This is a genomic window from Thalassotalea euphylliae (genome assembly GCF_003390375.1).
GTDB lineage: Bacteria > Pseudomonadota > Gammaproteobacteria > Enterobacterales > Alteromonadaceae > Thalassotalea_F > Thalassotalea_F euphylliae_A.
This window is the reverse complement of the sequence record NZ_QUOT01000001.1, coordinates 1,332,098-1,355,872: the sequence shown is the minus strand read 5'-3', so window position 1 is coordinate 1,355,872 and position 23,775 is coordinate 1,332,098. Positions and strand designations below refer to the sequence as shown.

At 41.6% G+C, this 23,775-nt stretch carries 22 protein-coding genes; 16 read left to right on the top strand and 6 right to left on the bottom strand.

All coding sequences use genetic code 11. From position 1 onward, the window contains the following. Nucleotides 1-16: 16 nt before the first annotated feature. From flgH to DXX94_RS05935, 16 genes are all read left to right on the top strand, one after another. Complete coding sequence (flgH, locus tag DXX94_RS06010) at nt 17-697, top strand: flagellar basal body L-ring protein FlgH (RefSeq protein WP_115999466.1); 681 nt, start codon at nt 17-19, stop codon at nt 695-697. 36 nt (nt 698-733) lie between these two features. Continuing rightward, a complete protein-coding gene (locus tag DXX94_RS06005) occupies nt 734-1,837 on the top strand; it encodes a flagellar basal body P-ring protein FlgI (RefSeq protein ID WP_115999467.1) in 1,104 nt (367 codons plus the stop codon). Nucleotides 1,838-1,959: 122 nt separating this feature from the next. Then, entirely contained in the window at nt 1,960-2,967 is a 1,008-nt protein-coding gene (flgJ, locus tag DXX94_RS06000; RefSeq protein ID WP_116014531.1) for a flagellar assembly peptidoglycan hydrolase FlgJ, read from the top strand. Nucleotides 2,968-3,012: 45 nt separating this feature from the next. Then, nucleotides 3,013-4,995 carry a flagellar hook-associated protein FlgK gene (gene flgK, locus DXX94_RS05995; RefSeq protein WP_116014530.1) on the top strand — a complete coding sequence of 661 codons (1,983 nt, stop codon included), beginning with the start codon at nt 3,013-3,015 and terminating at the stop codon, nt 4,993-4,995. Between the two features lie 17 nt (nt 4,996-5,012). Next, nucleotides 5,013-6,218 (top strand): flagellar hook-associated protein FlgL, encoded by a 1,206-nt coding sequence (gene flgL / locus DXX94_RS05990; RefSeq protein WP_116014528.1) that lies wholly within the window; start codon nt 5,013-5,015, stop codon nt 6,216-6,218. Between the two features lie 128 nt (nt 6,219-6,346). Beyond that, complete coding sequence (locus tag DXX94_RS05985; protein WP_116014526.1) at nt 6,347-7,162, top strand: flagellin N-terminal helical domain-containing protein; 816 nt, start codon at nt 6,347-6,349, stop codon at nt 7,160-7,162. A gap of 119 nt (nt 7,163-7,281) precedes the next feature. After that, a complete protein-coding gene (locus DXX94_RS05980) occupies nt 7,282-8,097 on the top strand; it encodes a flagellin N-terminal helical domain-containing protein (RefSeq protein WP_116014525.1) in 816 nt (271 codons plus the stop codon). Between the two features lie 195 nt (nt 8,098-8,292). Next, on the top strand, nt 8,293-9,105 hold the full coding sequence (locus tag DXX94_RS05975) for a flagellin N-terminal helical domain-containing protein (RefSeq protein ID WP_116014523.1): 813 nt from the start codon (nt 8,293-8,295) through the stop codon (nt 9,103-9,105). Between the two features lie 605 nt (nt 9,106-9,710). Further along, nucleotides 9,711-10,523, top strand: a complete 813-nt coding sequence (locus DXX94_RS05970; RefSeq protein WP_116014521.1) for a flagellin N-terminal helical domain-containing protein — start codon at nt 9,711-9,713, stop codon at nt 10,521-10,523. 85 nt (nt 10,524-10,608) lie between these two features. Further along, nucleotides 10,609-11,052 carry a flagellar protein FlaG gene (locus DXX94_RS05965; RefSeq protein ID WP_116014519.1) on the top strand — a complete coding sequence of 148 codons (444 nt, stop codon included), beginning with the start codon at nt 10,609-10,611 and terminating at the stop codon, nt 11,050-11,052. A gap of 86 nt (nt 11,053-11,138) precedes the next feature. Beyond that, nucleotides 11,139-12,491 carry a flagellar filament capping protein FliD gene (fliD, locus tag DXX94_RS05960; protein WP_116014518.1) on the top strand — a complete coding sequence of 451 codons (1,353 nt, stop codon included), beginning with the start codon at nt 11,139-11,141 and terminating at the stop codon, nt 12,489-12,491. 42 nt (nt 12,492-12,533) lie between these two features. Next, nucleotides 12,534-12,980 carry a flagellar export chaperone FliS gene (gene fliS, locus DXX94_RS05955; RefSeq protein WP_116014516.1) on the top strand — a complete coding sequence of 149 codons (447 nt, stop codon included), beginning with the start codon at nt 12,534-12,536 and terminating at the stop codon, nt 12,978-12,980. A gap of 1 nt (nt 12,981) precedes the next feature. Then, the gene (locus tag DXX94_RS05950; protein WP_116014514.1) at nt 12,982-13,296 is read left to right on the top strand and encodes a hypothetical protein; all 315 of its coding nucleotides are present in this window, start codon (nt 12,982-12,984) and stop codon (nt 13,294-13,296) included. Between the two features lie 36 nt (nt 13,297-13,332). Next, entirely contained in the window at nt 13,333-15,495 is a 2,163-nt protein-coding gene (locus DXX94_RS05945; protein ID WP_116014513.1) for a motility associated factor glycosyltransferase family protein, read from the top strand. A 30-nt stretch (nt 15,496-15,525) separates the two neighbouring features. After that, nucleotides 15,526-16,221, top strand: coding sequence for a GNAT family N-acetyltransferase (locus tag DXX94_RS05940; protein WP_116014511.1), 696 nt, complete (start codon nt 15,526-15,528; stop codon nt 16,219-16,221). A gap of 111 nt (nt 16,222-16,332) precedes the next feature. After that, nucleotides 16,333-18,438, top strand: a complete 2,106-nt coding sequence (locus DXX94_RS05935) for a GSCFA domain-containing protein (RefSeq protein ID WP_181901491.1) — start codon at nt 16,333-16,335, stop codon at nt 18,436-18,438. 103 nt (nt 18,439-18,541) lie between these two features. On the opposite strand, the gene DXX94_RS05930 is transcribed toward DXX94_RS05935, so the two are convergent. The 6 genes from DXX94_RS05930 to hisH are packed head-to-tail and all read right to left on the bottom strand — an operon-like array spanning nt 18,542 to nt 23,773. Beyond that, on the bottom strand, nt 18,542-19,387 hold the full coding sequence (locus DXX94_RS05930; protein WP_116014508.1) for a 3-hydroxyacyl-CoA dehydrogenase family protein: 846 nt from the start codon (nt 19,385-19,387) through the stop codon (nt 18,542-18,544). 36 nt (nt 19,388-19,423) lie between these two features. After that, nucleotides 19,424-19,972: a GNAT family N-acetyltransferase gene (locus tag DXX94_RS05925; RefSeq protein WP_116014506.1), complete on the bottom strand. Its 549-nt coding sequence runs from the start codon at nt 19,970-19,972 to the stop codon at nt 19,424-19,426. Beyond that, nucleotides 19,973-21,292, bottom strand: a complete 1,320-nt coding sequence (locus DXX94_RS05920; protein ID WP_116014504.1) for a DUF4910 domain-containing protein — start codon at nt 21,290-21,292, stop codon at nt 19,973-19,975. 2 nt (nt 21,293-21,294) lie between these two features. Continuing rightward, a complete protein-coding gene (locus DXX94_RS05915; RefSeq protein WP_116014503.1) occupies nt 21,295-22,317 on the bottom strand; it encodes a formyltransferase family protein in 1,023 nt (340 codons plus the stop codon). Nucleotide 22,318: 1 nt separating this feature from the next. Continuing rightward, nucleotides 22,319-23,077: an imidazole glycerol phosphate synthase cyclase subunit gene (locus DXX94_RS05910; RefSeq protein ID WP_116014501.1), complete on the bottom strand. Its 759-nt coding sequence runs from the start codon at nt 23,075-23,077 to the stop codon at nt 22,319-22,321. Between the two features lie 18 nt (nt 23,078-23,095). Next, a complete protein-coding gene (hisH, locus tag DXX94_RS05905; protein WP_116014499.1) occupies nt 23,096-23,773 on the bottom strand; it encodes an imidazole glycerol phosphate synthase subunit HisH in 678 nt (225 codons plus the stop codon). Between the last annotated feature and the right edge of the window lie 2 nt (nt 23,774-23,775).

Below are 23,775 nucleotides of genomic sequence, written 5' to 3'. Positions count from 1 at the left end.
AGTTGAGGTTAACCTGATGAAACAATTAACTATCGTGATTATTATGGCGCTGTTAACTGGCTGCGCTAGCGTTCAACAATCTAAAGTGTTGCCTGACGACCCTGAATTTGCGCCTATTTTACCTGAGCCAGAAGAAGAAGAAGTAGTACCAACTGGTTCGTTATTCAAAGTTAATTACGTCAACAATATTTATTCTGACTCGAAAGCTCACCGCGTTGGCGACATTATTTCGGTGATTTTAAACGAAAGCACGCAAGCACAAAAAAGCGCGACCACAGAAATAACCAAAGAAAATGAAGCAACGCTTGACCCAATCGTTGGTTTAGGCGGTCGCAACGCGACATTCAAAGGCGATTCGATTCAATTTGGCTTTAATCAAGAAACTGATTACAGCGGTGATTCAAGAGCAGATCAAGGTAACAGCTTGAACGGCTATATTTCAGTTCATGTATTGCGTGTGCTGCCAAACGGCAACTTAATGATCCGCGGTGAAAAGTGGATGACCCTAAACAATGGTGACGAATACATTCGTTTGACGGGCATTATTCGCCCGCAAGATATCACCTATGACAACACTATTATGTCAAACAAAGTCGCGAATGCGCGTATTCAATACGCTGGCACGGGAACTTTTGCCGATGTGCAAGAGCAGGGCTGGTTAACTCGCTTTTTCAACAGTTCTTGGTGGCCATTATAAGCTTGCGGAACAATTCGTAAGCTTGGAGATGTTAATATGAATAAATTCATCAAAATTTGCAGTGTCGTATTAGCAAGCGTTTCGCTTCTATCTACTTTTAGCGCGCATAGCCAGCGCATTAAGGACTTGGCTGATATTCAAGGGGTTCGTTCGAATCAACTGGTCGGTTACGGTTTGGTGGTTGGTTTACCAGGCACAGGTGAACAAACGCCGTTTACTGAGCAAAGCTTTAAAACCATGCTCAGTAATTTTGGCATTTCGATGCCTGCAAATCTAAAACCACAGATTAAGAATGTCGCCGCGGTTGCTGTGCACGCTGACCTACCAGCGTTTGCTAAGCCAGGTCAGAAAGTTGATATTACGGTGTCGTCAATTGGCAGCTCTGCCAGCTTGCGTGGCGGTACATTATTACAAACAATTTTGGTAGGTATTGACGGCAATGCCTATGCCGTTGCGCAAGGTAGCTTAGTGGTAAGTGGCTTAGGCGCTGAGGGTTTAGATGGTTCAAGTGTTGTCATTAACACGCCTACTGTTGGCCGTATTTCAAATGGCGCAACGGTTGAGCGTGAAATCAAGTCAGCATTTATGTCGGGTGATCACATTACATTTAATTTGAGAAGCTCAGACTTTACAACGGCTAAACGCATGGCAGATACCATCAATGACTTTATCGCTGGCACGGCTCGTGCAATAGATGCAACGTCCGTCAAAGTTACAGCGCCACGTGATGCGTCAGACCGCGTTAGTTTTTTATCGATGATAGAAAATCTAGAATTTGAGCCTGACTCACCGGCAGCAAAAATTATCGTGAATTCACGTACAGGCACAATAGTTATTGGCTCTGAAGTTAAATTACTCGCTGCGGCAATTACTCACGGTGGCATTACCGTAACGATTAACGAGCAGCAGGAAGTTACTCAACCGGATGCTTTTGCAGAAGGTGAAACTGCGGTGACAGAAAATAGCATTATCGATGTTAATCAAGATGATTCTCGTATGTTCGTTTTCGATCCAGGTGTGACTTTAGACACCTTAGTGCGTGCTATTAACGAAATAGGCGCGGGTCCAGGTGATGTGATGGCTATTTTAGAAGCGCTAGATCAGGCTGGCGCATTGCGTGGTGAGCTAATTATTATCTAGCTTACATACGCATTGCGAGCTCTGGCGTAAGTTGCAGGTATTAGCTTAGATACTCGTTGGCGAAATTAGTGTTGAGTTTCAACTCTTGGTGTAAATGTTAGGTAAAGGAAAAAGGTATTTTTGTGGATAACAAACTAGCAGAAGCAAGAAACTTTTTTGATCTAAATGGCCTGAACAATATACGTCAGCAAGCTAATCAAACCGATCAAGCGTCAAAAAAGGCAGCGTTAAAAGAAGCTGCGCAGCAATTTGAATCTATTTTCATGCAAATGCTGCTAAAGAGCATGCGTAGCGCACAGGAAGTACTTGAAGCTGATAGTCCGTTTAACTCGCAATCAACTAAATTTTATCGTGACATGCAAGATCAGCAAATGGCGCTTGATATGTCGAACAAGGGCACGCTTGGCTTAGCAGAACTGATTGAGCGCCAATTAGGCGGTGGCGATGGTTCTTTTACGCCGCGTTCAGTAATTCGCACTGATCACCAAGCACTCGCGAGCCAAAAGGTTGAGCGTGATGTCACTCGTTTAGCTGAGCAGTTTTTATCTGGTGCCGATAAAAGCGCCGATAAGGTGTCAAATAATCGTCAAGCTGGCACTCAAGTTCCATTAGCAAAAGCGAATAGCGTCGTCAAAACATCAGAAAAATCTTCTCCAGAATTTAACCAACCTCAAGATTTTGTCACCGCCTTAACCGAACCCGCAAAACAAGTTGAACGCCAGCTTGGGGTGCCATTCCAAGTAGTGATAGCCCAAGCTGCGTTAGAAACTGGCTGGGGCCAAAAAATTATCAAAAACAGTGACGGCACAAGTTCTAACAACCTCTTTAATATCAAGGCAGACAGCCGCTGGACTGGCGAGAAAGCGCAGAAAGACACACTGGAGTTTGAACAGGGCAGTTTGGTTAAGAAAAACGAGCCTTTCCGTGTCTACAACAGTATTAGCGAGAGCGTTAACGACTACGTTAATTTCCTTTCTTCAGGTACGCGTTATCAAGATGCATTAGCAAAGCCTGACAATGTGGAACACTTCCTGCTAGGACTACAGAAAGCCGGATATGCGACGGATCCTAACTACGCAAATAAAATTTTAGGAACGTTAAAGTCGGTGAGTAATTTTCTGAACCAATAAACTGTTATCGAGTGCTTTGTCCTCGGTAATCGAGGAGCGTAAAGCATGACTGTCAACTTGTATCAAACTGGTGTTAGCGGCTTATTGTCGGCGCAACAACAGTTAGCTACAACCGGCCATAACATTGCCAATGTTAATACCGATGGCTACAGCCGGCAACGTGCTGAGCAGTCGCCAACGCAAGCGCTTCAATCGGGTGGCAACTTTATTGGTACGGGTACTTATGTCGCTGATATTTCAAGGTTGTACGACCAATTTGCTTACCGTGAGCAAGTCATTAATCAATCCAATTTAGGGGCTGCCAATGCCAGCAATGCGAGTTTAACGCAGCTTAATGGTATTTTAGGCTCGGCAGGCGGGGCCATTACTAGCTCTATTGAACAGTTTTATCAGTCAATTAACTCTATCGCAGATAACCCGTCAGATCCTGCATTGCGCAGTATTGCGCTTAATCAAGCCAAAACCTTGACGACAAATTTTAATAATTTGAATGACAGTTTTGATCGTATTGAAACGGCAACCAATGGTGAAATTGAAGAGATTGCTAAGCAGATTTCAGAGATATCAACTGAACTTGCCAATATTAATGAGCAAATACTTCATACCAACTCACCAGGCCAGCCTGGGCAACCAAATGACTTGCTGGATGAGCGCGACAGGTTAATTAATCAATTAGCTGAATTTACCAGTGTAAATACCGTAACAGATGCCAATGGCGTGATGACGGTAATGATTGGTAGCGGCAATACACTTGTTGCTGGAACAACGCCTTTGAGCTTACAAGTTGTGCCGGGCGATCCAGACCCTTTGCAAACACAAGTGGCTATCGCTAGTAAAAATACCACAATTCCGCTTAAGCAAGACTCCTTAGGTGGTTCGTTAGGTGCAAAAATAAAATTTAGAGATGAAGATTTAGCGCAGGCGCGTAGTGAAATTAATCGCGTTGCGCTAGTGTTGTCGGAAACACTTAATGGTGCTCAACGTCAAGGTTTAGACTTAAACCAAGGGCAAGGCGCTAACTTTTTCCGTGACATTAATGACACAACAAACCAATCATCACGGATTCTTCCTTACTCTGGTAATTCAGCACCTGGACTACAAGCAGGCATTGAAATTACAAATGTGTCGCAGTTGCCGACAAATGACTTTGATCTCTCTTTTGATGGTGCTAACTATCAATTAACGAATCTTGCAGACGGTACCACCACTAACCTCGGTGCACCTGGTTCTGGTACTTATACCACAAGTTTTGGTTTTAACTTTGTTGAAAACTCCGGTACACCCGCAGCAGGGGACAGGTTCACTATTCGCCCGACCGAAAATAGCGCAGCTTTAATGCAAGTTGAGCTAACCGACGGCAAAGCGATTGCTGCCAGTTCAGCAGTTAGTGTTACAGCATCAAGCAATAATGTCAGCGCAGGTGAAGTTGAAATAGTTGCAGTGTCAGACCCAGTTGCCGCTCGTGCAGCCGCCCCTTTGCGAGTTAATGTATTAGAAAGCCCAGCGGGTTCGGGCACTTTTAACTACACCATTACCAACCTGACAACAAATACAACATCGGCACCAGCTGCGTACACGCCGCCATCACAACAGATACAACTGCCGGCAGCTCCAGCAACCGCGGCTTTTACCATTGAGATTTCAGGAAGGCCGTCTGGTCAGGCACCTAATGGCCCTGAACAATTTACCATTAGTGATGCCTTTGGCACAGGTAATGGAGAAAACGCGAAATTTATCGCCGATACCAGAGAGCAGGGCATTATCAACGGCGGCCGAGAAAGCTTTAGTCAAAGTATTGGCATTACTACGGCACAAGTTGGTAGCCAAGCAAAAGCCGCAGAGCTTGGGGCAGAAACATCACAAGCACTATTTACCCAAGCTTTTAATCGCAATCAGGAAACTTCTGGTGTGAATTTGGATGAAGAAGCTGCCAATTTATTGCGCTTTCAGCAGGCGTATCAAGCGTCATCACGGGTGGTTTCAGTCGCTAACACTATTTTTGACACCTTGCTATCGGCAGTAGGTTAAAGGCTAAGGAATAAACAATGAGAGTTTCAACTGCACAGTTTTATTTTCAAAACAGTCAACAAATTAGTCAGCAACAGTCAAATGTTAATGAGCAAACACAACACTTGTCTTCAGGTAAGCGTGTTTTAAGCGCAAAAGATGATGCGGTAAATTTTGGCACCTTAACGGGCTTAAAAGGCGAGTTAGCTAGCATCGAACAGTTCGAAAGAAATATTACGATTGCCGAGAATAGAAATAGTCTACAAGAAACATCATTTTCTTCAGCGATTGACGTTTTACAGAACCTCAAACAGCGATTTATACAGGCAAATAACGGCGTGCTTAGTGATAACGACTTGGCATCCATAGCTCAGGTAACCAACAACTCTTTTGAGCAGTTGTTGGACATCGCTAATAACAAAGATGATACCGGTGGTTTTATCTTCGCTGGCTTTCAATCAAACCAACAGCCTTTTATTCGTCAACCTGATAACTCGGTGATTTATAACGGTGATAATGGCGTTAGAGAGCTTTCGATTGGCAGTAATGTTGATGTCACCTTAAACCAACCGGGGGATAAAGCATTTTTAAATGTTGATAACCCGCAGGGAGATTTTTCTGCCAATTACCTGGCTAATACCTCTGGTATCGCTTTGCAATCTGCGGTGGTTGCCAACCGAGGTGCTTACAACACTACAACCAATCCCCCTGATTACACTTTTAATTTTACCTCAGCTACAGACCTAACGGTGACAGATAGCCTAGGCAATACCGTTTTTAATACCAATACCTACGCGGCAGGGCAAACGGTTGCCTTCAATGGGCTCGAAGTACAAATAAGCGGCAATCCATTGCCGGGTGATAGTTTTCAGTTGCAACCTGATGAAGAAGTAAGCGTTTTTGAGACCATTGGTGCAGCACTGGATTGGATAAACCAAGGGGCGAATCCCGCCAACCCAGCTCAGCACAAAGTCGATCATGCCGAGATTTTGGCGCAGATAGATGCGTCAATTAACCATCTACTGGCACGCCAAGCTGAAGCAGGTGTAAACCGCCAACTTATTGATAGTCAAAAAAATATCCATGCAGACAACGAGTTAATTATAGAAGGCAGTCGTTCTGGCATTGAAGACTTAGATTTTGCTAAAGCAGTCAGTGACTTTCAGCAGTCACAAACCGCCTTGCAAGCGGCCCAGCAAACGTTTGTGCAAGTAAGAGAGCTAAGTTTGTTTAACTTTATTTAATTTTTTTATTTTCCAATGGCACGTTGGCGCACTATATGCATATACCTTAAGTGTCAAATTTTAAACCTGTGGTTCCATTAACCTGTTATCAGCAAGTGAACCGCAAACTCTACTAGGAGATGATAACAATGGCTTTAGTTGTTAATAGTAATGTGTCGTCATTGAATGCTCAGCGCCAGTTAAGTCGCTCAACAGATGATTTAGGAAGCTCATATGAGCGTTTATCTTCAGGTAAACGTATCAATAGTGCAAAAGATGATGCAGCAGGCTTGCAGATATCTAGCCGATTAACTTCTCAAGTAAATGGTCTTAATCAGGCATCTCGAAATGCTAATGATGCGATCTCACTTGCGCAAACCGCAGAAGGTTCTTTAGAAGAGTACACCAATACGATTCAGCGAATGAGAACACTAGCGGTACAAGCATCAAATGGTTCTAACTCGGATGCTGACAGAATCGCCTTGAATACTGAGTTTACAGCACTCGAAGCCGAACTTACTCGAATCTCTACTGATGCAGAGTTTGGTGGTGTGAGTTTGCTTGATGGTAGCTATGGTGAAACTTTCCAAGTTGGTGCTAATGCGGGACAGGTTATTTCCGTCAGTATTGCGACCGACTTTGCAAGTACGTCGATTGGTGCTTCTGGTTCACTAACTTCATTTGATGGTGCGCAATCACGTATTTCCGATTTAGACAGTGTATTGGCAACAGTGAATACTACACGTGCAAACCTAGGTGCTGCCCAAAACCGTTTTAGCTCGGTAATTCGAAGTAATGATAATACAGCGCAAAATGTATCTGCGTCTCGTTCACGTATTGAAGATACAGATTACGCAGCTGAATCGGCCGCTTTAGCTAGAAGTAACGTTCTGCAACAAGCGTCTAGTTCAATCTTATCTCAGGCTAATCAGCAACCACAAATTGCACTGAGCTTATTACAATAATTTGTCGGCTCTCTAGCTTGCTTGAGGCAAGCTGGAGGTTTAACTGGTTAGTCTTTAATACCTATAACATTAATCAAAAATTGGGGGTTTAATTCCGACAAGGGATTAAAAGTAAAATTATGGCTTTAGTTGTTAATAGTAACGTCTCGTCATTAAATGCTCAGCGTCAATTAAGCCGCTCAACTGATGATTTAGGGACTTCATATGAGCGTTTATCTTCAGGTAAACGTATCAATAGTGCAAAAGATGATGCCGCTGGCTTGCAAATTTCAAGTCGACTGACATCTCAAATTAATGGCTTGAATCAAGCGTCACGAAATGCGAATGATGCTATATCGTTAGCACAAACCGCGGAAGGGTCGCTTGAAGAATATACAAATACTATTCAGCGTATGAGAACGTTAGCCGTACAAGCATCAAATGGTTCTAACTCTGATGCTGATAGAATTGCATTGAATACTGAGTTTACTGCATTGGAAGCTGAGCTGACGCGTATTTCCACTGACGCAGAGTTTGGTGGTGTAAGCTTGCTCAACGGTACTTATGGTGAAACATTTCAAGTGGGTGCTAACGCCGGACAAGTCATTTCAGTGAGTATTTCAAGTAACTTTGCTAGCAGTGTAATTGGAGCTTCGGGTTCACTAACTTCGTTTGATGGTGCTCAATCTAGAATTACTGATTTAGACAGCGTGTTAGGCGCGGTAAACTCAACACGAGCAGACCTAGGTGCTGCGCAAAACCGGTTTAGCTCGGTTATTCGAAGTAATGACAATACAGCGCAAAACGTATCCGCGTCACGCTCTCGAATTGAAGATACAGACTATGCGGCAGAGTCTGCAGCATTGGCTAGAAGTAATGTACTGCAACAAGCATCAAGTTCAATTTTAGCGCAAGCTAACCAGCAGCCACAAATTGCACTAAGTTTACTTCAGTAACAATTAAGTCAATTTTGGTATTGCAAAGCCCTCATTTATTGAGGGTTTTTTGTTATTTGCTGATTAATTAAACTTTTTAAATAAAAAGACTAAAGTTATTTTTTCCATGTCCGATAACAAAAGTATCAGGGAATTAAATTTTAGTATTTCCTAAACTTTAATCAGTTTTGTAGGAATTAGTAAGAGGCAAGTATCATGGCTTTAGTTGTAAATAGTAATATTCAATCGTTAAACTCTCAACGCCAGTTGGCTCGTTCAACAGATAACTTATCTACTAGCTTTGAGCGATTATCTTCAGGTAAGCGTATCAATAGTGCTAAAGATGATGCTGCTGGCCTTCAAATCTCAAGCCGATTAACTTCACAGGTTAATGGTTTGAATCAAGCTTCGCGTAACGCTAATGATGCGATATCTTTGGCTCAAACAGCTGAAGGCGCGTTGGAAGAGTATACAAATACGGTACAGCGTATGCGTACTCTAGCGGTTCAAGCATCAAATGGTTCTAACTCTGACGCGGACAGAGTTGCGCTAAACACTGAGTATACTGAGCTAGAAAATGAACTTTCACGAATAGCTGGGCAAACTAGCTTTGGTGGCGTGAATTTACTTGACGGCAGCTACGCTAACGAGTTCCAAATTGGTGCTAATGCTGGTCAAACAATTTCTGTAAGTGTTACGCAAAACTTCTCAAGTGGTGCAATTGGTGCTGATGGTAGTTTAACTACATTCGATGGCGCACAGTCTCGAATTACAGACCTAGATAGTGTGTTATCAACAGTGAATACCACACGATCTCAGCTGGGTGCCGCGCAAAACCGCTTTACGTCTGTTATTAGAAGTAATGATAACACAGCACAAAATGTAGCAGCGTCTCGTTCACGTATCGAAGATACTGATTATGCAGCTGAGTCTGCTAACTTGGCGAGAAACAATGTATTGCAACAGGCAGCAAGTTCGTTGCTAGCACAGGCTAACCAGCAACCACAAATCGCACTATCGTTGCTGTAACTTTAGTTTTATAAGTAAGTATTGCAATCAAAAGGCTCTTAGTAATAAGAGCCTTTTTTTTATTCCATTCCTTGCGTATTTCTGAAATCAATCTCTGCCTTTTAGGTAGAGGTGTCGACTACGACAATTATTTGCTGCATGAAAACCGTACCTTGGGAATTTAGTCATATAAATAATTGCTGTATTGAAAGTGTATTGACGTTGAATTAATGACAAATGCCTTAAACGCTGTATTCAGTATTTCTCATCTAAGTTTCGATAAAACTTGTTATGTAGTTATAACGCCCAGATTTACCTTCTCTAAGCACGCTTTAACGTTATTTAAAGGTGTGTTTTGAGGTTTCGTTAAGGCAGCTATCAGAGCTAGGGGCTAGCTAGTGACCACACAGCAATAAATTCGACAGCATTTTGCAAATTAATTATCTTATTTAGTTATTGTTTTTATTGGATAAAAATTCACTCCGTTAAAAAGTTTATTTTTTTTCGAAAAAAGATTAAAGATTTCAATTGAGCAACCGATAAAGTTTTCAAGAGGAGATCATAGTTAATGATTGGACCTCGAAAATTAAACAGATTTTTAGGGTTAAATCCCGGAGGCAAGCATTATGGCTTTAGTGGTAAACAGTAATATTCAATCATTAAACTCTCAACGTCAGTTATCACGTTCAACTGATGATTTATCAACTAGTTTCGAGCGTTTATCTTCTGGTAAGCGTATTAACAGCGCAAAAGATGATGCTGCTGGTTTACAAATCTCTAGCCGTTTGACTTCGCAAGTAAATGGTCTTAACCAAGCATCTCGTAACGCTAATGATGCAATTTCTTTGGCACAAACCGCTGAAGGTGCGTTGGATGAGTATACAAATACTATTCAGCGTATGCGTACATTGGCGGTTCAAGCGTCAAATGGTTCAAACTCTGATGCGGATAGAGTTGCGCTAAATACTGAATACACTGAACTAGAAAGCGAGTTAACGCGAATTTCAGAACAAACTAGCTTCGGTGGTGTTAACTTACTAGATGGCAGCTATAGTGCGCAGTTCCAAATTGGTGCCAATGCGAGCCAAACGATCTCTATTACGGTTAGCCAAGATTTCGCTAGCTCAGAAATCGGTGCATCGGGTTCATTAACCAGCTTTGATGGCGCACAATCTCGTATTACTGACTTAGATAGCGCGTTAGCATCGGTAAACACTGTACGTTCACAGCTTGGTGCTAGCCAAAACCGTTTCAGTTCAGTTATCCGTAGTAACGATAACACCGCTCAGAATGTAGCTGCTTCACGTTCACGTATCGAAGATACCGACTACGCAGCTGAGTCAGCAGCATTAGCGCGTAACAACGTATTGCAACAGGCAGCAAGTTCATTATTAGCTCAGGCTAACCAGCAGCCACAAATTGCACTATCATTGTTATAATAAGCCCAATTATTTTGGCATAATATTAGGGCTCTTCTTCGCAAGAGCCTTAATGCATTCTAGCCGCTGAGTAATAGGAGGCGCTATGGAGTCTAATCTTGGTGTTGTAAGGCCAGTGCTTGCAGATGTATCTGAAAGTTTGGTTAGTCGCAGAAATGAAGTCAATCAAGCTTCACCTAACGATGGAATTCAACCTGAAGCGGCTGAATTGGCTGTTGATAGAATTGCAGAGGCTGAGCAGGTTGCAGCAGAAGAGCAATCTCAAGCAGCTGATGAACAAAGTCCTGCTGGTGATCTAACCGATGCTATTGAAACGGTTTCTAGCTTTATTGAGCCACAAATTCGCAATGTCAATTTTACTCAAGACGATAGTTCCGGTCAGACAGTTATCAAAGTGTTTGACGCACAGAGTCGAGAGTTAATTAAACAATTCCCGTCGGATGAAATTCTTGAATTGGCTGAGCGAATTAAAGGTCTTCAAGATGAAGTCGTTGATAGAACTGGCATATTAATTGATGATAAGGTTTAAAACCGTTGTTATTATTGACTAAGTAAAACGAGTTTACTCATGTAGCCGTTTTCTTGCTCACTCGACATCTTTCTTAAGGAGGCTTTATGTCGTTTACCAATTTGGGGATCGGCTCAGGCTTACCGCTAAATACGTTGGTCGAAGGCTTTTTAAATGCGGAGCGTATTCCAACTGAATTAAGGCTTGATAGCAAAGAAGAATCACTTCAAATTGAGCTTTCAGGTGTTGGCTCGTTTAAATCGGCACTTTCTGATTTTCAATCCACAGTCGACAGGCTAGCTGCTGATAACGCCTTCAATCAGCAAACTATTTCTACCAGCAATGATAATATCTCGGTCACCACGAATGGCTTTGCTAGCAATGGTGAGTTTGATGTTAACGTTCAGCAATTGGCAACAGGGACTCAATTAAAGTCAACAGCATTTGCTTCATCTACAACAACTCTTGGCAGTGGTACGCTAACGTTTGCTGCGGGCTCAAATAGTTTTAATGTGAGCATTGATGCAGCTGACGATTTAAGTGCTATTCGCGACAAAATAAATGCAGAGTCTGATAACTTTGGCGTGACTGCCAATATTATTAATGCCGATGCAGGTACTTTTTTAATTCTCAATTCAACTGAAACGGGAAGCGCCAATAGTTTGTCGGTGACAAGCTCCGATGCCTCGCTAGCCGGAATTTCTACCAATAATTCCGTAACTCGTGCTGCCCAAGATGCCATAATCAATATCGATGGCAACACTGTTACTAATGGTTCAAATGAGTTTAAAAATTTTATAGAAGATGTAACTATCACCGCAAATTCTGTGACAACAGGTGATAATTCAACCATTACCATTGGTCAGGATACAGATAGCGGTAGAGAGTTAATCGATGAGTTTGTGAGTAGTTTTAACAGCTTGCAAGATCAACTGACAGGGCTAGGAGCCCCGAGACTAGGGCGATTGGCGTTTGATCCTAATATTAGGCAAGTTAAACAGCAAATTAATGATGTATTGTTAGATACAGTTGCGAGCAGCGGTATCGGTAGCTTGCAAAATTTAGGTATTGAACTTAATGATGATGGTAAATTAGAAGTTTCTCGCTTTAGTTCTGATACGATTCAAACAGGTGAACAACGTCTAAGTAATGCTTTAGCGAATGATCTTGAAGAAGTTGGTAAGCTTTTTGCTTCTGATGATGGTGTTGCTAAACGTATTTCAGCAATTGTTGATAATTATGTCGATTCTGACGGTGTTTTGACCCAGCGACAAACATCGTTGAATGAGCAAATATCCGATGTCGGTGATGAACGCATAGCCTTTAATGAGAGGTTGGCTGATTATGAGGCTCGATTAATAGCTCAGTTCACCGCGTTAGATTCAGCAGTTGCAGGCTTTAATTCAACTAGAGATTTTGTGTCCAATGCCCTGAGAACTACAACAAGTAGTGATTCATAAAGAGGTGCGGCACTGAAACACTCAATAGAATAGGTATTGATTATGAGAAATAATTTAAAAGCTTACCAAAAGGTTAACCGCGATAGTGGTTTAACTGCCGCTGATCCACACACAGTAATTTTGATGCTTTATAACGGTTTGCTGGAAAATATTGCAATCGGTAAAGGGGCTATTGAGCGTAAAGACTTAGCGTTGAAAGCAACTGCATTAACTAAAGCAATTAACATATTGAACTCATTAGAAGATTCACTCGATAAAGATTCTGAACCGACGATTTCAAATAACTTTAGTAATTTATACGGTTACTGTATCGAACAACTTATGTCAGCTAGTGTATCTCTTGATATTGCAGTGCTGGATCAAGTTGCGGAGTTTTTAATTCCATTGCGCGATGCTTGGCAAAATATTTCTGAGCAAGACAAACAAGCTGGTTTTGCGAAGCTCAACGAACGAGATAACTCTGTAGCCGCTAGCGGTGTGGGGTCATAGTGTGTTAGATAGAAAGTTTCAAAAAGTTAAGCATCTGACCACACAGATCAATGACTTTATTGAAGCTTTTAATATTGAAGGCTGTACTTTGCTACTCGAGCAGCGGTTATTGCTGCTACGTGATATAGAAAGTGAAGTTACGGCCCTTTCTCCAACAAGCGCTGAAAGAGCTGAGTTTACAGAATTACTACGGTGGTTAGAGAAAGAAGATAAAAAGCCACATCAAAAAGCGGTAGAATTTAAGTCAAAATATCAACAAAAACTGTCAAAGCAAAAAAAAACTAATTTTGCGATTAAGCAATATACTTCTCTTTAATCCCTTCTCGACGGTTTTATTATTGGGTTATTAGTCATGTCTGAAAATCATGAATCATTAAGTCTTCTTGAAAAAATAGCTAAGCTCGAGGAAAGGGCAAAAGTAATTGGACAACAAGTAAATCGTGTCGCTCAAGACGAGTCAACATTGCAGCAATGTGCTGATCGTATGTCATTATTAGTGTGTGACGACGATACATTGTTTGAACAGTTTCAACTAAATATGGCTGCCTTCAAGCGTTTTGATCCTAATATTTTTGAGTTTTTCGAAACATATCAGCCGAGTCGATATATTGTTGATATACATGAGGGTTTTCCAAACATAATTGATTTGGAGACTCGCCAATATATTTATAAATACCCTGCTTATTTGATGGCGAGTACTCAGGTCGCCTCTTATCAACAAGCACCACAGTCTGCGTCGGCGATGTTTGACTCAAACGAGCAAAATGAGCCTGGCTTTATTCACTCTGATTCATTGACCAAAATTTTAAAACTTTTGGCGGACAGAATGGAAAAAAACGATGGTGCGACGAGAAGGCTCTCCAAGTTTGTTAACTCTACCATGATATTCGGTGTTGGTAATGGCTATCACATCGAACTGCTCTGTGCTCAGCACAACATCAAAAATTTGTATATTTTCGAGCCAGAACTCGATTTATTTTATGCGTCGCTTTTTATCGCCAATTGGCATCAAATTCTTTCCAAAGTTGAGCAGCTCGACCTTAATATCCATATTTCATTGGGTGATACCGAAGACACCTTTTTTCAAAATGTGCTTAAACGGAGCGATATCTATGGCCGTTATGATATGGCAAAGATGTTTGGCTTTATTCATTACCATACTGAAAAAATTAATGGCTTAGTTAAAGTCTTTAAAGCTAGATTTCGCGAAACTATTCAAGGCTGGGGCTTTTTTGATGATGCAGTGATGTCAAATAGCCATATGCTGACTAGCATGAAGCAAGGTGTGCCTATCTTAAAGAAGAAAGCCTTGCTCAGTAATCCTTTGGCTGATTGTCCGGTGTTTATTGTTGGTAATGGTCCATCACTTGATCAGCTAGTCGACTTTATTAAAGAGAATCAAGAAAAGGCCATTGTCATTAGCTGTGGTAGTGCCTTAGGTGCCTTATATCAATATGGCATCACGCCAGATATTCATTGTGAACAAGAGCGTACCTCGCCAATTGCTGAACAGTTAGAGTATTACTGTCCTCAAGAAACGCTAGACGAATTGATTCTTTGGGGGCCATCAACATTGCACCCTGATGTTTATGCAAAGTTTCCCGTCAAACTTATGGCACCCAAAGGTAGTGAGCCTTCTGAACCATTGTTAATGGAAAGTAGCCTGGCTCACTTATTTGAAATACATAATTACATCAATCCAACAGTAGCTAATACAGCCACTTCTATTGCTGTGGCTTTAGGTTTCAATGATATCTACTTATTAGGTGTGGATTTAGCACACAAAAAGGGAGGGGTGCATCACAGTGCAAAGAGTATGTATTACAGTGAGGAAGGCGAAGATTTATCACTGTACGACTCCAACGATGTTTTGGAAAATGAACTAGAAGGTAATTTTGGTGGAATATTCCATACCGACTCATTTTTTGGTGGTTCAAAACGCGTGCTCGAATGGCTTATTGGCAACAATACTGAGCTAAGCTTTAAAAATTTGTCTGACGGTGCTTTGATCAAAGGTGCTCAGCCACTAAGAGTCGAAGTCGCTGAGATAAAGACAGATATCATTGAAGAAAAGCGCAAGCAGCTAAAAACGTTGGTTACAGACAGTACTTATCTAGACGATGGGTCTTATTATCAAGAGCTCGCTGGTGAACTGGACACGCAGGGCTATGAGGAGTTTTGTTTACTGCTGATTAAAGCTATTGATGAGTTAGATGATAGCTTTGAAGGCTGTCTCAAATTGTTGAAACAGCATTTTATGCTGCTAATTGATGAAGAGTTGTGCAATAGAGAAATTTTCTACTATTTGCTTAAGGGTAGTGTATTACATATGCAGGCTATGTTAATTCGTCTGCTATATGAAGCCGTTGAAGAAGCTGATGCAATTGAAGATTTTAAGCAAGCACTTGCCCACTATCGAGAATTTTTAGCCAAAACCATAATCTACTACAAGGAAAATGCGCTAAAACCTCATTACTATGAAACGAATTGGTTTGCACCGTTAACCAAAAAATAATTTGCAGATGTTATAAGGTTGTAAAGATAGATGATTAAACCTTTAGATGTATTCATTGCCGGCGAAGTCATGGATTTGTGTGTGCCAACAGAAGAGTTTGCTCGCGACTCTAATTGGTACAAGTGGTTTAATGATAAAAAAATAACTCGCTATCTCGATCAAGGCGTTTTTCCTAATACTCCTGCAGGGCAGGTGGCCTTTTTCACCCAACAACACCAAGAGCGTTTAATTCTTATTGTTGCTAATAAACAGGGAGAGTACATGGGGGTGGTATCGCTTTCATGTATCGACTTGGTAAAAAAACACTGTGTTATTGCACTAGTGGTTGACAGCAAAGTAGACAAACGAAACTCTCCCTTTATTGCGCTAGAAGCGATAGCGAGAATTTCGGAACATGCCTTTGAGTACTTAGGTATTACGCGCATTGAAGCTGGCCAGCATATCGATTTGACCGGTTGGCAGCAACGCATGGAACTAGTGGGTTATAAATTTGAAGGTATTCATCGAAACAAATTTGTCAAAGGGATGGAAGTTACGAATGAAGCTACTATCGCTTGTTTACTCGAAGACTATCACTATATTTCAAAGTTCCGTGGCGGGTTATGGGATTCGGCAGAGAAGATGAAAACGCGATATAAAAATCTTCCCCAAAAGGCGTTTATGGATTTGTATAACGAGTTTTATCGTGAAAACTCTGATTATTACGAGCAGCTATTTAGCAACTAGCATGTAATAAAACAAGAGATCATTAAATTTAGTTAGTCGGCTCATTTCTGGTTTGGTAGTTGCTAGAAGTTGGTATTCAGTGTCAAATTACCGCCTATGGAGAGGTCAATTATGTCTGACGTTAATCTTGAAGAGAATTTACTTGAAGTAGAAGGTGAGATATACAATATCAAACCGGGGGCTGATAAAGCTGTTGTTAAATATTTTGGCGAAGACCATGGCTATCGAAGCGCCGCCGAAAAAGCCCAAGCAAAATTCGAACGAGAGACAATCGACACGACACTTGTTAAAGATCATATCAAGTGTATTCCTAACCTGTTACCTGCAGAACTGTGCCAATCGTTAATCGAGGAGTTTGAAGGCGACTCTGAGGGCATACAACACGAAAGCGTTGCTGAACTTCTGTTAACCCAAGTGTTCACGGATGAAATTGACGCTCATATTCGTTCATATTTTGGCAGTGAATACTGTGTTTTTTGGTGGTCTATTTATAAAATCGAAAGTACGGATGAAGAAACCGGATATTCAACTAAGTGGCACTGTGATGGTGGGCCCGAGAAGCATTTAAAGGTTATCACCTACTTAAATGGTTTTGATGAACACGGCAGTGACACCGCATATCTTGATAAAGAAGCGACAGATAAGTTAAAAGAAGTCGGTTACATTTTTGCAAGTGTTGAAAAACGCTCTCTTAACATTGAACCGTTATGCAAAAAGTTAAATGTAGACTACCAGCCAATGGGCGTGAAGCCCGCTGCTGGTGATACTATTATCTTCAACCCATTTGAAATCGCCCATCGTGCAAAAACACCAGTACCAGGCAAGCCTAGATATGCGTTGAACTTTTGCCTTGTTCCTAGTGAAATTCATTGGAAAACGGTAGCAGAACAATACTACTTTCCTGCATACGATTGTCAGGACTTTAGAAAGTTTGCGCCAATTGTGAAAAAGATCACAAAAGACCAAGCATTAGACCTCAATTACGTTGAAGTGGGCTTGAACTTTCAGGTTGAAAACCTTCAACATGCACGGTTTATTATTGAAAATGTTATCAAGACACCTAAGCCAGCGTGGCTACTTGTAAACTACCTTGAAAGAAATGATCCAACACTTGTTTCAATTACTAGTATTTTCGACCTTTTAAGGTTCATTAAAAAAGTCGCTTTAGAGCAGTTGCACTGGGAGAAATTTTTACAAGCAGAGTGGCTTGATGCATTAAAAGATATTAGTAGCTTTGAGCAAAATTTTAATGACTCAAGAAGCCGATATAGCCAAGCTGACAAGCCAAATCCCAATGCGATCTTCTGGCCAAGCCCTGTGCATGAAAAGTATCCTCAGTCAAAATTTGAGATTCTGCCCTATGTGCGCAAAGAGCCAATTATGGATTTAGATACACCGATAGGCTCGGCGGGCAGTTGTTTCGCATTTGAAATCGCTAAGTACTTTCAGACTCAAGGTTACAACTATGTCATTAGTGAGCGTAATGATGACCCTAACTCAGGCGTGTTTGTTGACGGTTACCAACCTGGTGATGAATTAGTAAAATTCTGTGCAAACTATGGGATTATGTTTAATTCACCAAGCTTTACACAGCTAGCTGAAAAAGCATTTGGGCATCGAGAATTTAGCAAGCTACTGTTCCAAAATGAAACGGGGTTCTTCTTAGACCCCTATCGAGAAGGGGTCGTGTTTTCGAGTAAAGAAGCTTATTTTGCTGATTATGACAAACATATTGCCGCGTTAAGAGATACTTTCTTAAGCTGTAAGGTATTTGTCTTAACCATGGGGCTGAACGAATGTTGGCAGCTCACTGACGGTACTTTCATGTCACGTAACCCAAGAGAAAATATGTTTCACTTGGTTAAGCATAGGACGCTTACTGTACAAGAAAATGTTGATTATATTCAGCGTTTCTTCGACATCATTAAAGCTCATAATCCTGACTTTAAACTCATTATTAGTGTTTCACCTATTCCGTTTTTAGCAACGGGTAGGGCTGAAGAACAGCATATTATTAGTGCAAATTGTCACTCTAAGTCAGTGTTAAGAGTTGCTGCGGATGAACTTGTTAATAACAACGAAGATATGTATTACTTACCGAGTTATGAGCTTGTGACTGAATGTATTGAAGATGCTTGGGATATAGATCATCGCCACGTCAAATCTGAAACGGTAGAAAAAGTAGTGGCTATGTTTAAAGAGATATTTGTTCGCTAATTAAACCAACCGAAGTGGAGTTGCTGTTGATTATGGCAACTCCACTATAGTTTAATAACAAACAACAGTCGTTACTATAATCGTAAACATTCGCAAATTTTCACTAATAATCCAAAAAGCCTTTCCTCACTTTTCTACCCAGCATACCGGCTCTAACGTACTGTCTAAGTAGCGGGTGCGCGCGATATTTAGGGTCACCCGTTTCCGCGTACAAAGTTTCCATAATCGACAAACAAACATCGGTTCCGATAAGATCTGCCAGCGCTAGTGGTCCAATAGGGTGATTGGCACCATACTTCATCGCCTTGTCGATATCATCTCGACTTGCTACCCCTTCAGATAAGATAGCAACCGCTTCGTTGATCATAGGGATCAACATTCGATTAACAATGAAGCCGGGCGATTCGTTGACAGTTACTGGTCTTTTATCGAGGGTTTCAACTAGGGCTAGTGACTTGCTAAGTGTTTGCTCTGAGGTGACTAACCCTTTGACCAACTCCACTAGTTTCATCATGGATGTCGGGTGGAAGAAATGGATACCAATAAAGTTTTCGGGCTTTTCGATATTCATCGCCAGTGCTGTAATTGATAATGAAGAGGTGTTGGTTGCGACAATCGCATCATGTGGCACAAGTGCTGACAACTTTTTGAAAATATCAGCTTTGATTGAGAAATCTTCGACAACAGCTTCAATGTATAAATCACAACCACCTAGTGCACTAATGTCATCTGAGAAGGTTACTTTTTCCAGTAATGTCTCTAATACCTCTTTGGAGAGCGAGTTTTTTCTGGCAAAACGAGAAACTTCCTTTTTGACCTTAGCAAAACTAGCCTCAACAGACGCGAGGTTGCGTCCCCACCAAATCAGGCTCTCAACTTGCTCAGACTGAATGAATAGTGACGCGATACCACTTCCCATTACACCAGCACCCAAGACGCAAACTTTCATTGTTTTGTTTCCTATTGTTATTCTGTGATTTATTTTCTAGTCTTCGCTAAACAAGCAAACTTGAACTCGATCGCAAGTGCTGCCATCGACCAAGTAGTGGGCTTTTAATACGCCATCATGTATAAAGCCTGCCTTTAAAAACGCATTGGTACTGCCAATGTTGGGCTCATATGCACCAGCGCAAAGTTTGCGTAGCCCGAGTTGCTTCAAGCCATATTGACTAATCAATTTAATGGCTTGGCTAGCATAGCCTTTCCCCCAACAGCTTTTCTCGCCAATAAATAGGCTGATATCACCGTAGCCATGATGACCATTGACTGCGCCAAGCTTAATATTGCCAATATGTTGTCCCGTCGCTGACAGCCTGATAGTAAACAAGTGCTCGTTAGGGTTAACGTTAATATTGTCAATAAAAGCACTAACCGAAGTTAAGGTTTGCACCATAAAGCGTGTTTCAAGATAGCGGTTCACCATAGGATCGTTGAGCCAGTTAACGTATTGCTCTGTTGCGTCATCCTTGGTTATTTGTTGCAGATAAATATCTGGTATGGTTTCGTCTACTAGTTTTAGTAATGTCGACGCCATTTAGGGTTTCTCCACTAATAAGCCGTTTTCTTGCCACTGTGAGAGGTAGTTAAAAACTTCTGTTACCGGCAGTTGATATTTCAGGGCTAAGTCAAACACTGACATATTGTCTTCAATTTCACGTGGTAAGCAGTTCATTAATTTGTTCCAACGGCCGCTCAGCGAGTTGTAGTCTACGCCTGAGTCATCAACAGGCGGTACTGATTTGTATAAGCCATAAGCAGACAAGCAAACTAGACCGGTAAAGTTTACGGTATAGCGACGGTTGTATTCCAAGTGTTCAATAAGCGCCAATGTTGTGGCAAATGTGTCAGATAATGCTGTTTCATCCAACCTATCAGGTGTATCTAAGTCTGTGTGATACTCAGGGAAAGGCCAGCGTGTTAGTGAAATAGTAGGGATATTGTATGGCGGCGCCTCAAAAACCGTTTCATCATTGCCATAAATAGCGCGAAAATCCCCTTGCTCAAATTCCTGGTAGCGGCTTTGCATGGCAAACTCTGCAGCTTTATCAATATCATCGACACCAGTGTAACTATGTTGGAGCTTCAAGCTGGCAGAGTTGCCAACTGATTTAAACAACACACAGCCAAAAATTTTATGGCGTTCAGCTTCTGATAACGCATTTAACCAGAACATCGGGCCATGCAGCTCTGGAGCGATAATCACACGATAGCTAAATTTTCGCCTTTTAAGTTTCAGCAGCGCTTGCATAACCCTAATCGCGACAGCGCAACCGGATATGTCATCGTTAGCTTGAAAAGGGTGACAGTTGTGCCCGTTAAGCACAATGGTTTGCTCACTCTCACCAGGTAAGTAAAAGTCCAAGACTTTCATTGTGCCCGGCGTCGAGTCTGTAATTAGTTCAACGCGGTAGCTCGCTTCCGTTAAGGATTGACGAAGCTTATCCGGTATACAAATGGCCCAGTCTCGTTCAAGCGGGCGATAGAGGTTTTGCCAATGGTATGGAATGGCATCAGGTTGATTCGGATCACTCACTAAGTGTTTTTGCAATTGCGTAAGCGATAGCTCTCCAGAGAATGACGGCGACAAAATACCAACACCTAATGGTGATAACGCGGCATCGTAGACCACTTGGTTTTGGCAAAATATCTTGGCTTGTTGAACTTGCCATGCATGTGGAATATGCCAACCATGTAAACTCTGTCCAGAGTCATATTCATGAATGGTAAAGTCGAGTTCTTCCAAGTAAGCTGAAATGGCTTTATCGTTGCCAGCACCCGTAATTGAGTAGGCGAATGGATAGAGTTTTTCAACTAAGCTAATAACATCGTATTCATTGTACTGAGAGTCGTTCACATTTAATCCTTAAAACCTTCAGCGGTTAACACCACTTGATATTGCATCGCTTGGTCCAATACCGATGCAGGCGTGAATAAGCGCATACCCTCTTTAAGCTGTTGGTAAACACTTGGCTCTAAAGCGGTGATTTTTATAAAGCCACCCACTGCAGCTACAACAATCTCATTGTTTAACTTTCTGATAATGACACCTGCGGCAAAAGGGTGCATTGGCGGATGCTCTAGTTCGATACTTTCAACTTGTGTGATACGTAACTCTTGTTGATTAGCAAAAGTTGCAGCGCCTGCATAAGGAGCACTAAATGCGCGACAAAAGCTGATGATCTCGTCACAGTGCCACTGCCAATTGATGTAAGCTTGCTTGTCTGTTCTAAGGCGTGGTAAGTAAACTCTATTTTTATTGGTGTCATGATAACTTTGTGACATAAAAGCTTTGCCATTTTTAAAGTCAATGGCGAGCTGTTCAATAAAAACTAAGCCTTGCTCAATATTTTCGACAAAATAGTCATCTGGTGTTTTGGCTGATGCACTGATCTCAAATTGGTGCTTGGCAATAATATCCCCTTGATCGAGCTGTTCAGTGATCATTTGTAAAACACAGCCACCTTCACGGTTTTGGTTGAGGATTTGCCATGTGTAGTGAGCACCACCTAAATAATGAGGTATCGGAATAGGGTTGATGTTGTACATGCCGTATTCGAAAGCATGAATGACATGTTGTTTAAATACCCATGCAGGCCCATAGCATATCGCCATCGACCCACTAGGGGTGTATTGCGCTAACTCGCTAGAAGTGAGTTGGTTGATATCTGAAATAAGGCTAAAATGAATGTCGTTTTGAGCAAGATATTCGCCTAACGTTGCTTTGGTGCCAATTAATGGTTCATCAATATGGCGCGGTGCGATAATGGCATTAACTGCAAAACCTTGCTTGGCAAAAATTAATGCGCTTTCTGCCATTAAGTTGCCACCACCGATCAAAGTAATGCTAGTAACTTGGTTAAAGTGAAGGTTCATTGACATATTAAACCTGCTTAAATGCTAAGTTGTAGTTAGTTAGGTAGTTCTTGGCTCTAATCGGGTTGCTATCAGAAAAGTTAAATAAGCTGCCGCAACCTAACGCGCTGACGCCCGTTTCAACAAAAGCTTGTTTTAGGTGCTGATAATCCCCCGAGCCGCTGCAGCCAATCACAGGGATTTTACTTATTGCGACCACTTGGTTCAGCAATTCGAGATCAAAGCCTGACATCATGCCATCGTGATCAATCGATTGGATCATAAATTCACCAGCGCCAGCTTGCTGACATGTATTAATGTGCTGTTCGAGAGAAATCGTTTCTGCCTGTTGGCCACAGTGTGAGTATAAAACGTGCTGACTATCTTGATGTTTAGTGTCAATACTGACAATAACAGCTTGTCTACCAAACTTATCGGCAATTTGTGTAATGAGCTCAGGGTTAGCGTACGCAGCACTGTTGATGATAATTTTATCGGCTCCTTGATTGATCAAGTACGCCGCGTCATCAAAACGGTTGATGCCTCCGCCAACAGAGAGTGGCATAAAGCTGACTTTTGCGATTTCAGGAATCAACTCAGCTAACTGGTCGATACTGCGACTTTGTCGAGCAATATTTAATAAAACCAACTCGTCAGTATATTGTGAGTTATAAACACTCGCACTTTTTACTGGGTCACCAACATCACGCCAAGTGTCAAACTGCACGGTTTTAACCAGTCGCTCATCGAGCAGCAGCATCAAGGGAATAATTCGTTTCTTTAACATCAAATAGACTCTACAGACTTACGCTTTTAGAATTTGCTCAGTTTGGTTTTGACTAGCTTGTTCTGGCTGCCAAACACCATCCCACTCACAGAAATTTTCTAGCAGTTGCATGCCATTCTTTTGGCTTTTTTCTGGGTGAAATTGCACGCCAACAACATTATCCTTGGCGACTATGCAAACCAGAGAGTGCTGGTAATCTGTGGTTGCTAAAACATGTTCGCTGCGCTGACATTGCATATGGTAGCTGTGCACAAAATAGAAATCGCGCAGGTTTTTAATATTCTCAAAAATGGGATGTTTTTGGGCTATTTTTGCTTCATTCCAACCAACATGAGGCACAGGCAAGCTAACAGTATCTGCGATAGGAAGTACTTGAGCAGGGATGATATCAAGTCCTTCTGCTTGCTTTTCATCTCCTACGACTTCACGACTAAATGAAGCTAGTAGTTGCATACCTAAGCAAATGCCTAAGGTTGGTTTACCTTCAGCAATAAGGTTTTTAATTGCTCGGTCAAAGCCACTTTTTGCCAACATTTGGGAAACCGCACTAAAGTTTCCTACCCCCGGCATAATAAAGTGGCTGAGCTCTCTTAATTGCTCTGGTTGGTTCACTAAAACCGGATCGTAGCCATTTTCATAAATGGCGTTATACACTGATTGGATATTACCTAGCCCAATATCTAAGATCCCAATCATAT

What these genes read in the sequence shown, in the direction of transcription:
- flgH (WP_115999466.1), top strand. Translation starts at nt 17, where the DNA reads ATGAAACAATTAACTATCGTGATTATTATGGCGCTGTTAACTGGCTGC.
- DXX94_RS06005 (WP_115999467.1), top strand. Translation starts at nt 734, where the DNA reads ATGAATAAATTCATCAAAATTTGCAGTGTCGTATTAGCAAGCGTTTCG.
- flgK (WP_116014530.1), top strand. Translation starts at nt 3,013, where the DNA reads ATGACTGTCAACTTGTATCAAACTGGTGTTAGCGGCTTATTGTCGGCG.
- flgL (WP_116014528.1), top strand. Translation starts at nt 5,013, where the DNA reads ATGAGAGTTTCAACTGCACAGTTTTATTTTCAAAACAGTCAACAAATT.
- DXX94_RS05985 (WP_116014526.1), top strand. Translation starts at nt 6,347, where the DNA reads ATGGCTTTAGTTGTTAATAGTAATGTGTCGTCATTGAATGCTCAGCGC.
- DXX94_RS05980 (WP_116014525.1), top strand. Translation starts at nt 7,282, where the DNA reads ATGGCTTTAGTTGTTAATAGTAACGTCTCGTCATTAAATGCTCAGCGT.
- DXX94_RS05975 (WP_116014523.1), top strand. Translation starts at nt 8,293, where the DNA reads ATGGCTTTAGTTGTAAATAGTAATATTCAATCGTTAAACTCTCAACGC.
- DXX94_RS05970 (WP_116014521.1), top strand. Translation starts at nt 9,711, where the DNA reads ATGGCTTTAGTGGTAAACAGTAATATTCAATCATTAAACTCTCAACGT.
- DXX94_RS05965 (WP_116014519.1), top strand. Translation starts at nt 10,609, where the DNA reads ATGGAGTCTAATCTTGGTGTTGTAAGGCCAGTGCTTGCAGATGTATCT.
- fliD (WP_116014518.1), top strand. Translation starts at nt 11,139, where the DNA reads ATGTCGTTTACCAATTTGGGGATCGGCTCAGGCTTACCGCTAAATACG.
- fliS (WP_116014516.1), top strand. Translation starts at nt 12,534, where the DNA reads ATGAGAAATAATTTAAAAGCTTACCAAAAGGTTAACCGCGATAGTGGT.
- DXX94_RS05945 (WP_116014513.1), top strand. Translation starts at nt 13,333, where the DNA reads ATGTCTGAAAATCATGAATCATTAAGTCTTCTTGAAAAAATAGCTAAG.
- DXX94_RS05940 (WP_116014511.1), top strand. Translation starts at nt 15,526, where the DNA reads ATGATTAAACCTTTAGATGTATTCATTGCCGGCGAAGTCATGGATTTG.
- DXX94_RS05935 (WP_181901491.1), top strand. Translation starts at nt 16,333, where the DNA reads ATGTCTGACGTTAATCTTGAAGAGAATTTACTTGAAGTAGAAGGTGAG.
- DXX94_RS05930 (WP_116014508.1), bottom strand. Translation starts at nt 19,387, where the DNA reads ATGAAAGTTTGCGTCTTGGGTGCTGGTGTAATGGGAAGTGGTATCGCG.
- DXX94_RS05925 (WP_116014506.1), bottom strand. Translation starts at nt 19,972, where the DNA reads ATGGCGTCGACATTACTAAAACTAGTAGACGAAACCATACCAGATATT.
- DXX94_RS05915 (WP_116014503.1), bottom strand. Translation starts at nt 22,317, where the DNA reads ATGTCAATGAACCTTCACTTTAACCAAGTTACTAGCATTACTTTGATC.
- DXX94_RS05910 (WP_116014501.1), bottom strand. Translation starts at nt 23,077, where the DNA reads ATGTTAAAGAAACGAATTATTCCCTTGATGCTGCTGCTCGATGAGCGA.
- hisH (WP_116014499.1), bottom strand. Translation starts at nt 23,773, where the DNA reads ATGATTGGGATCTTAGATATTGGGCTAGGTAATATCCAATCAGTGTAT.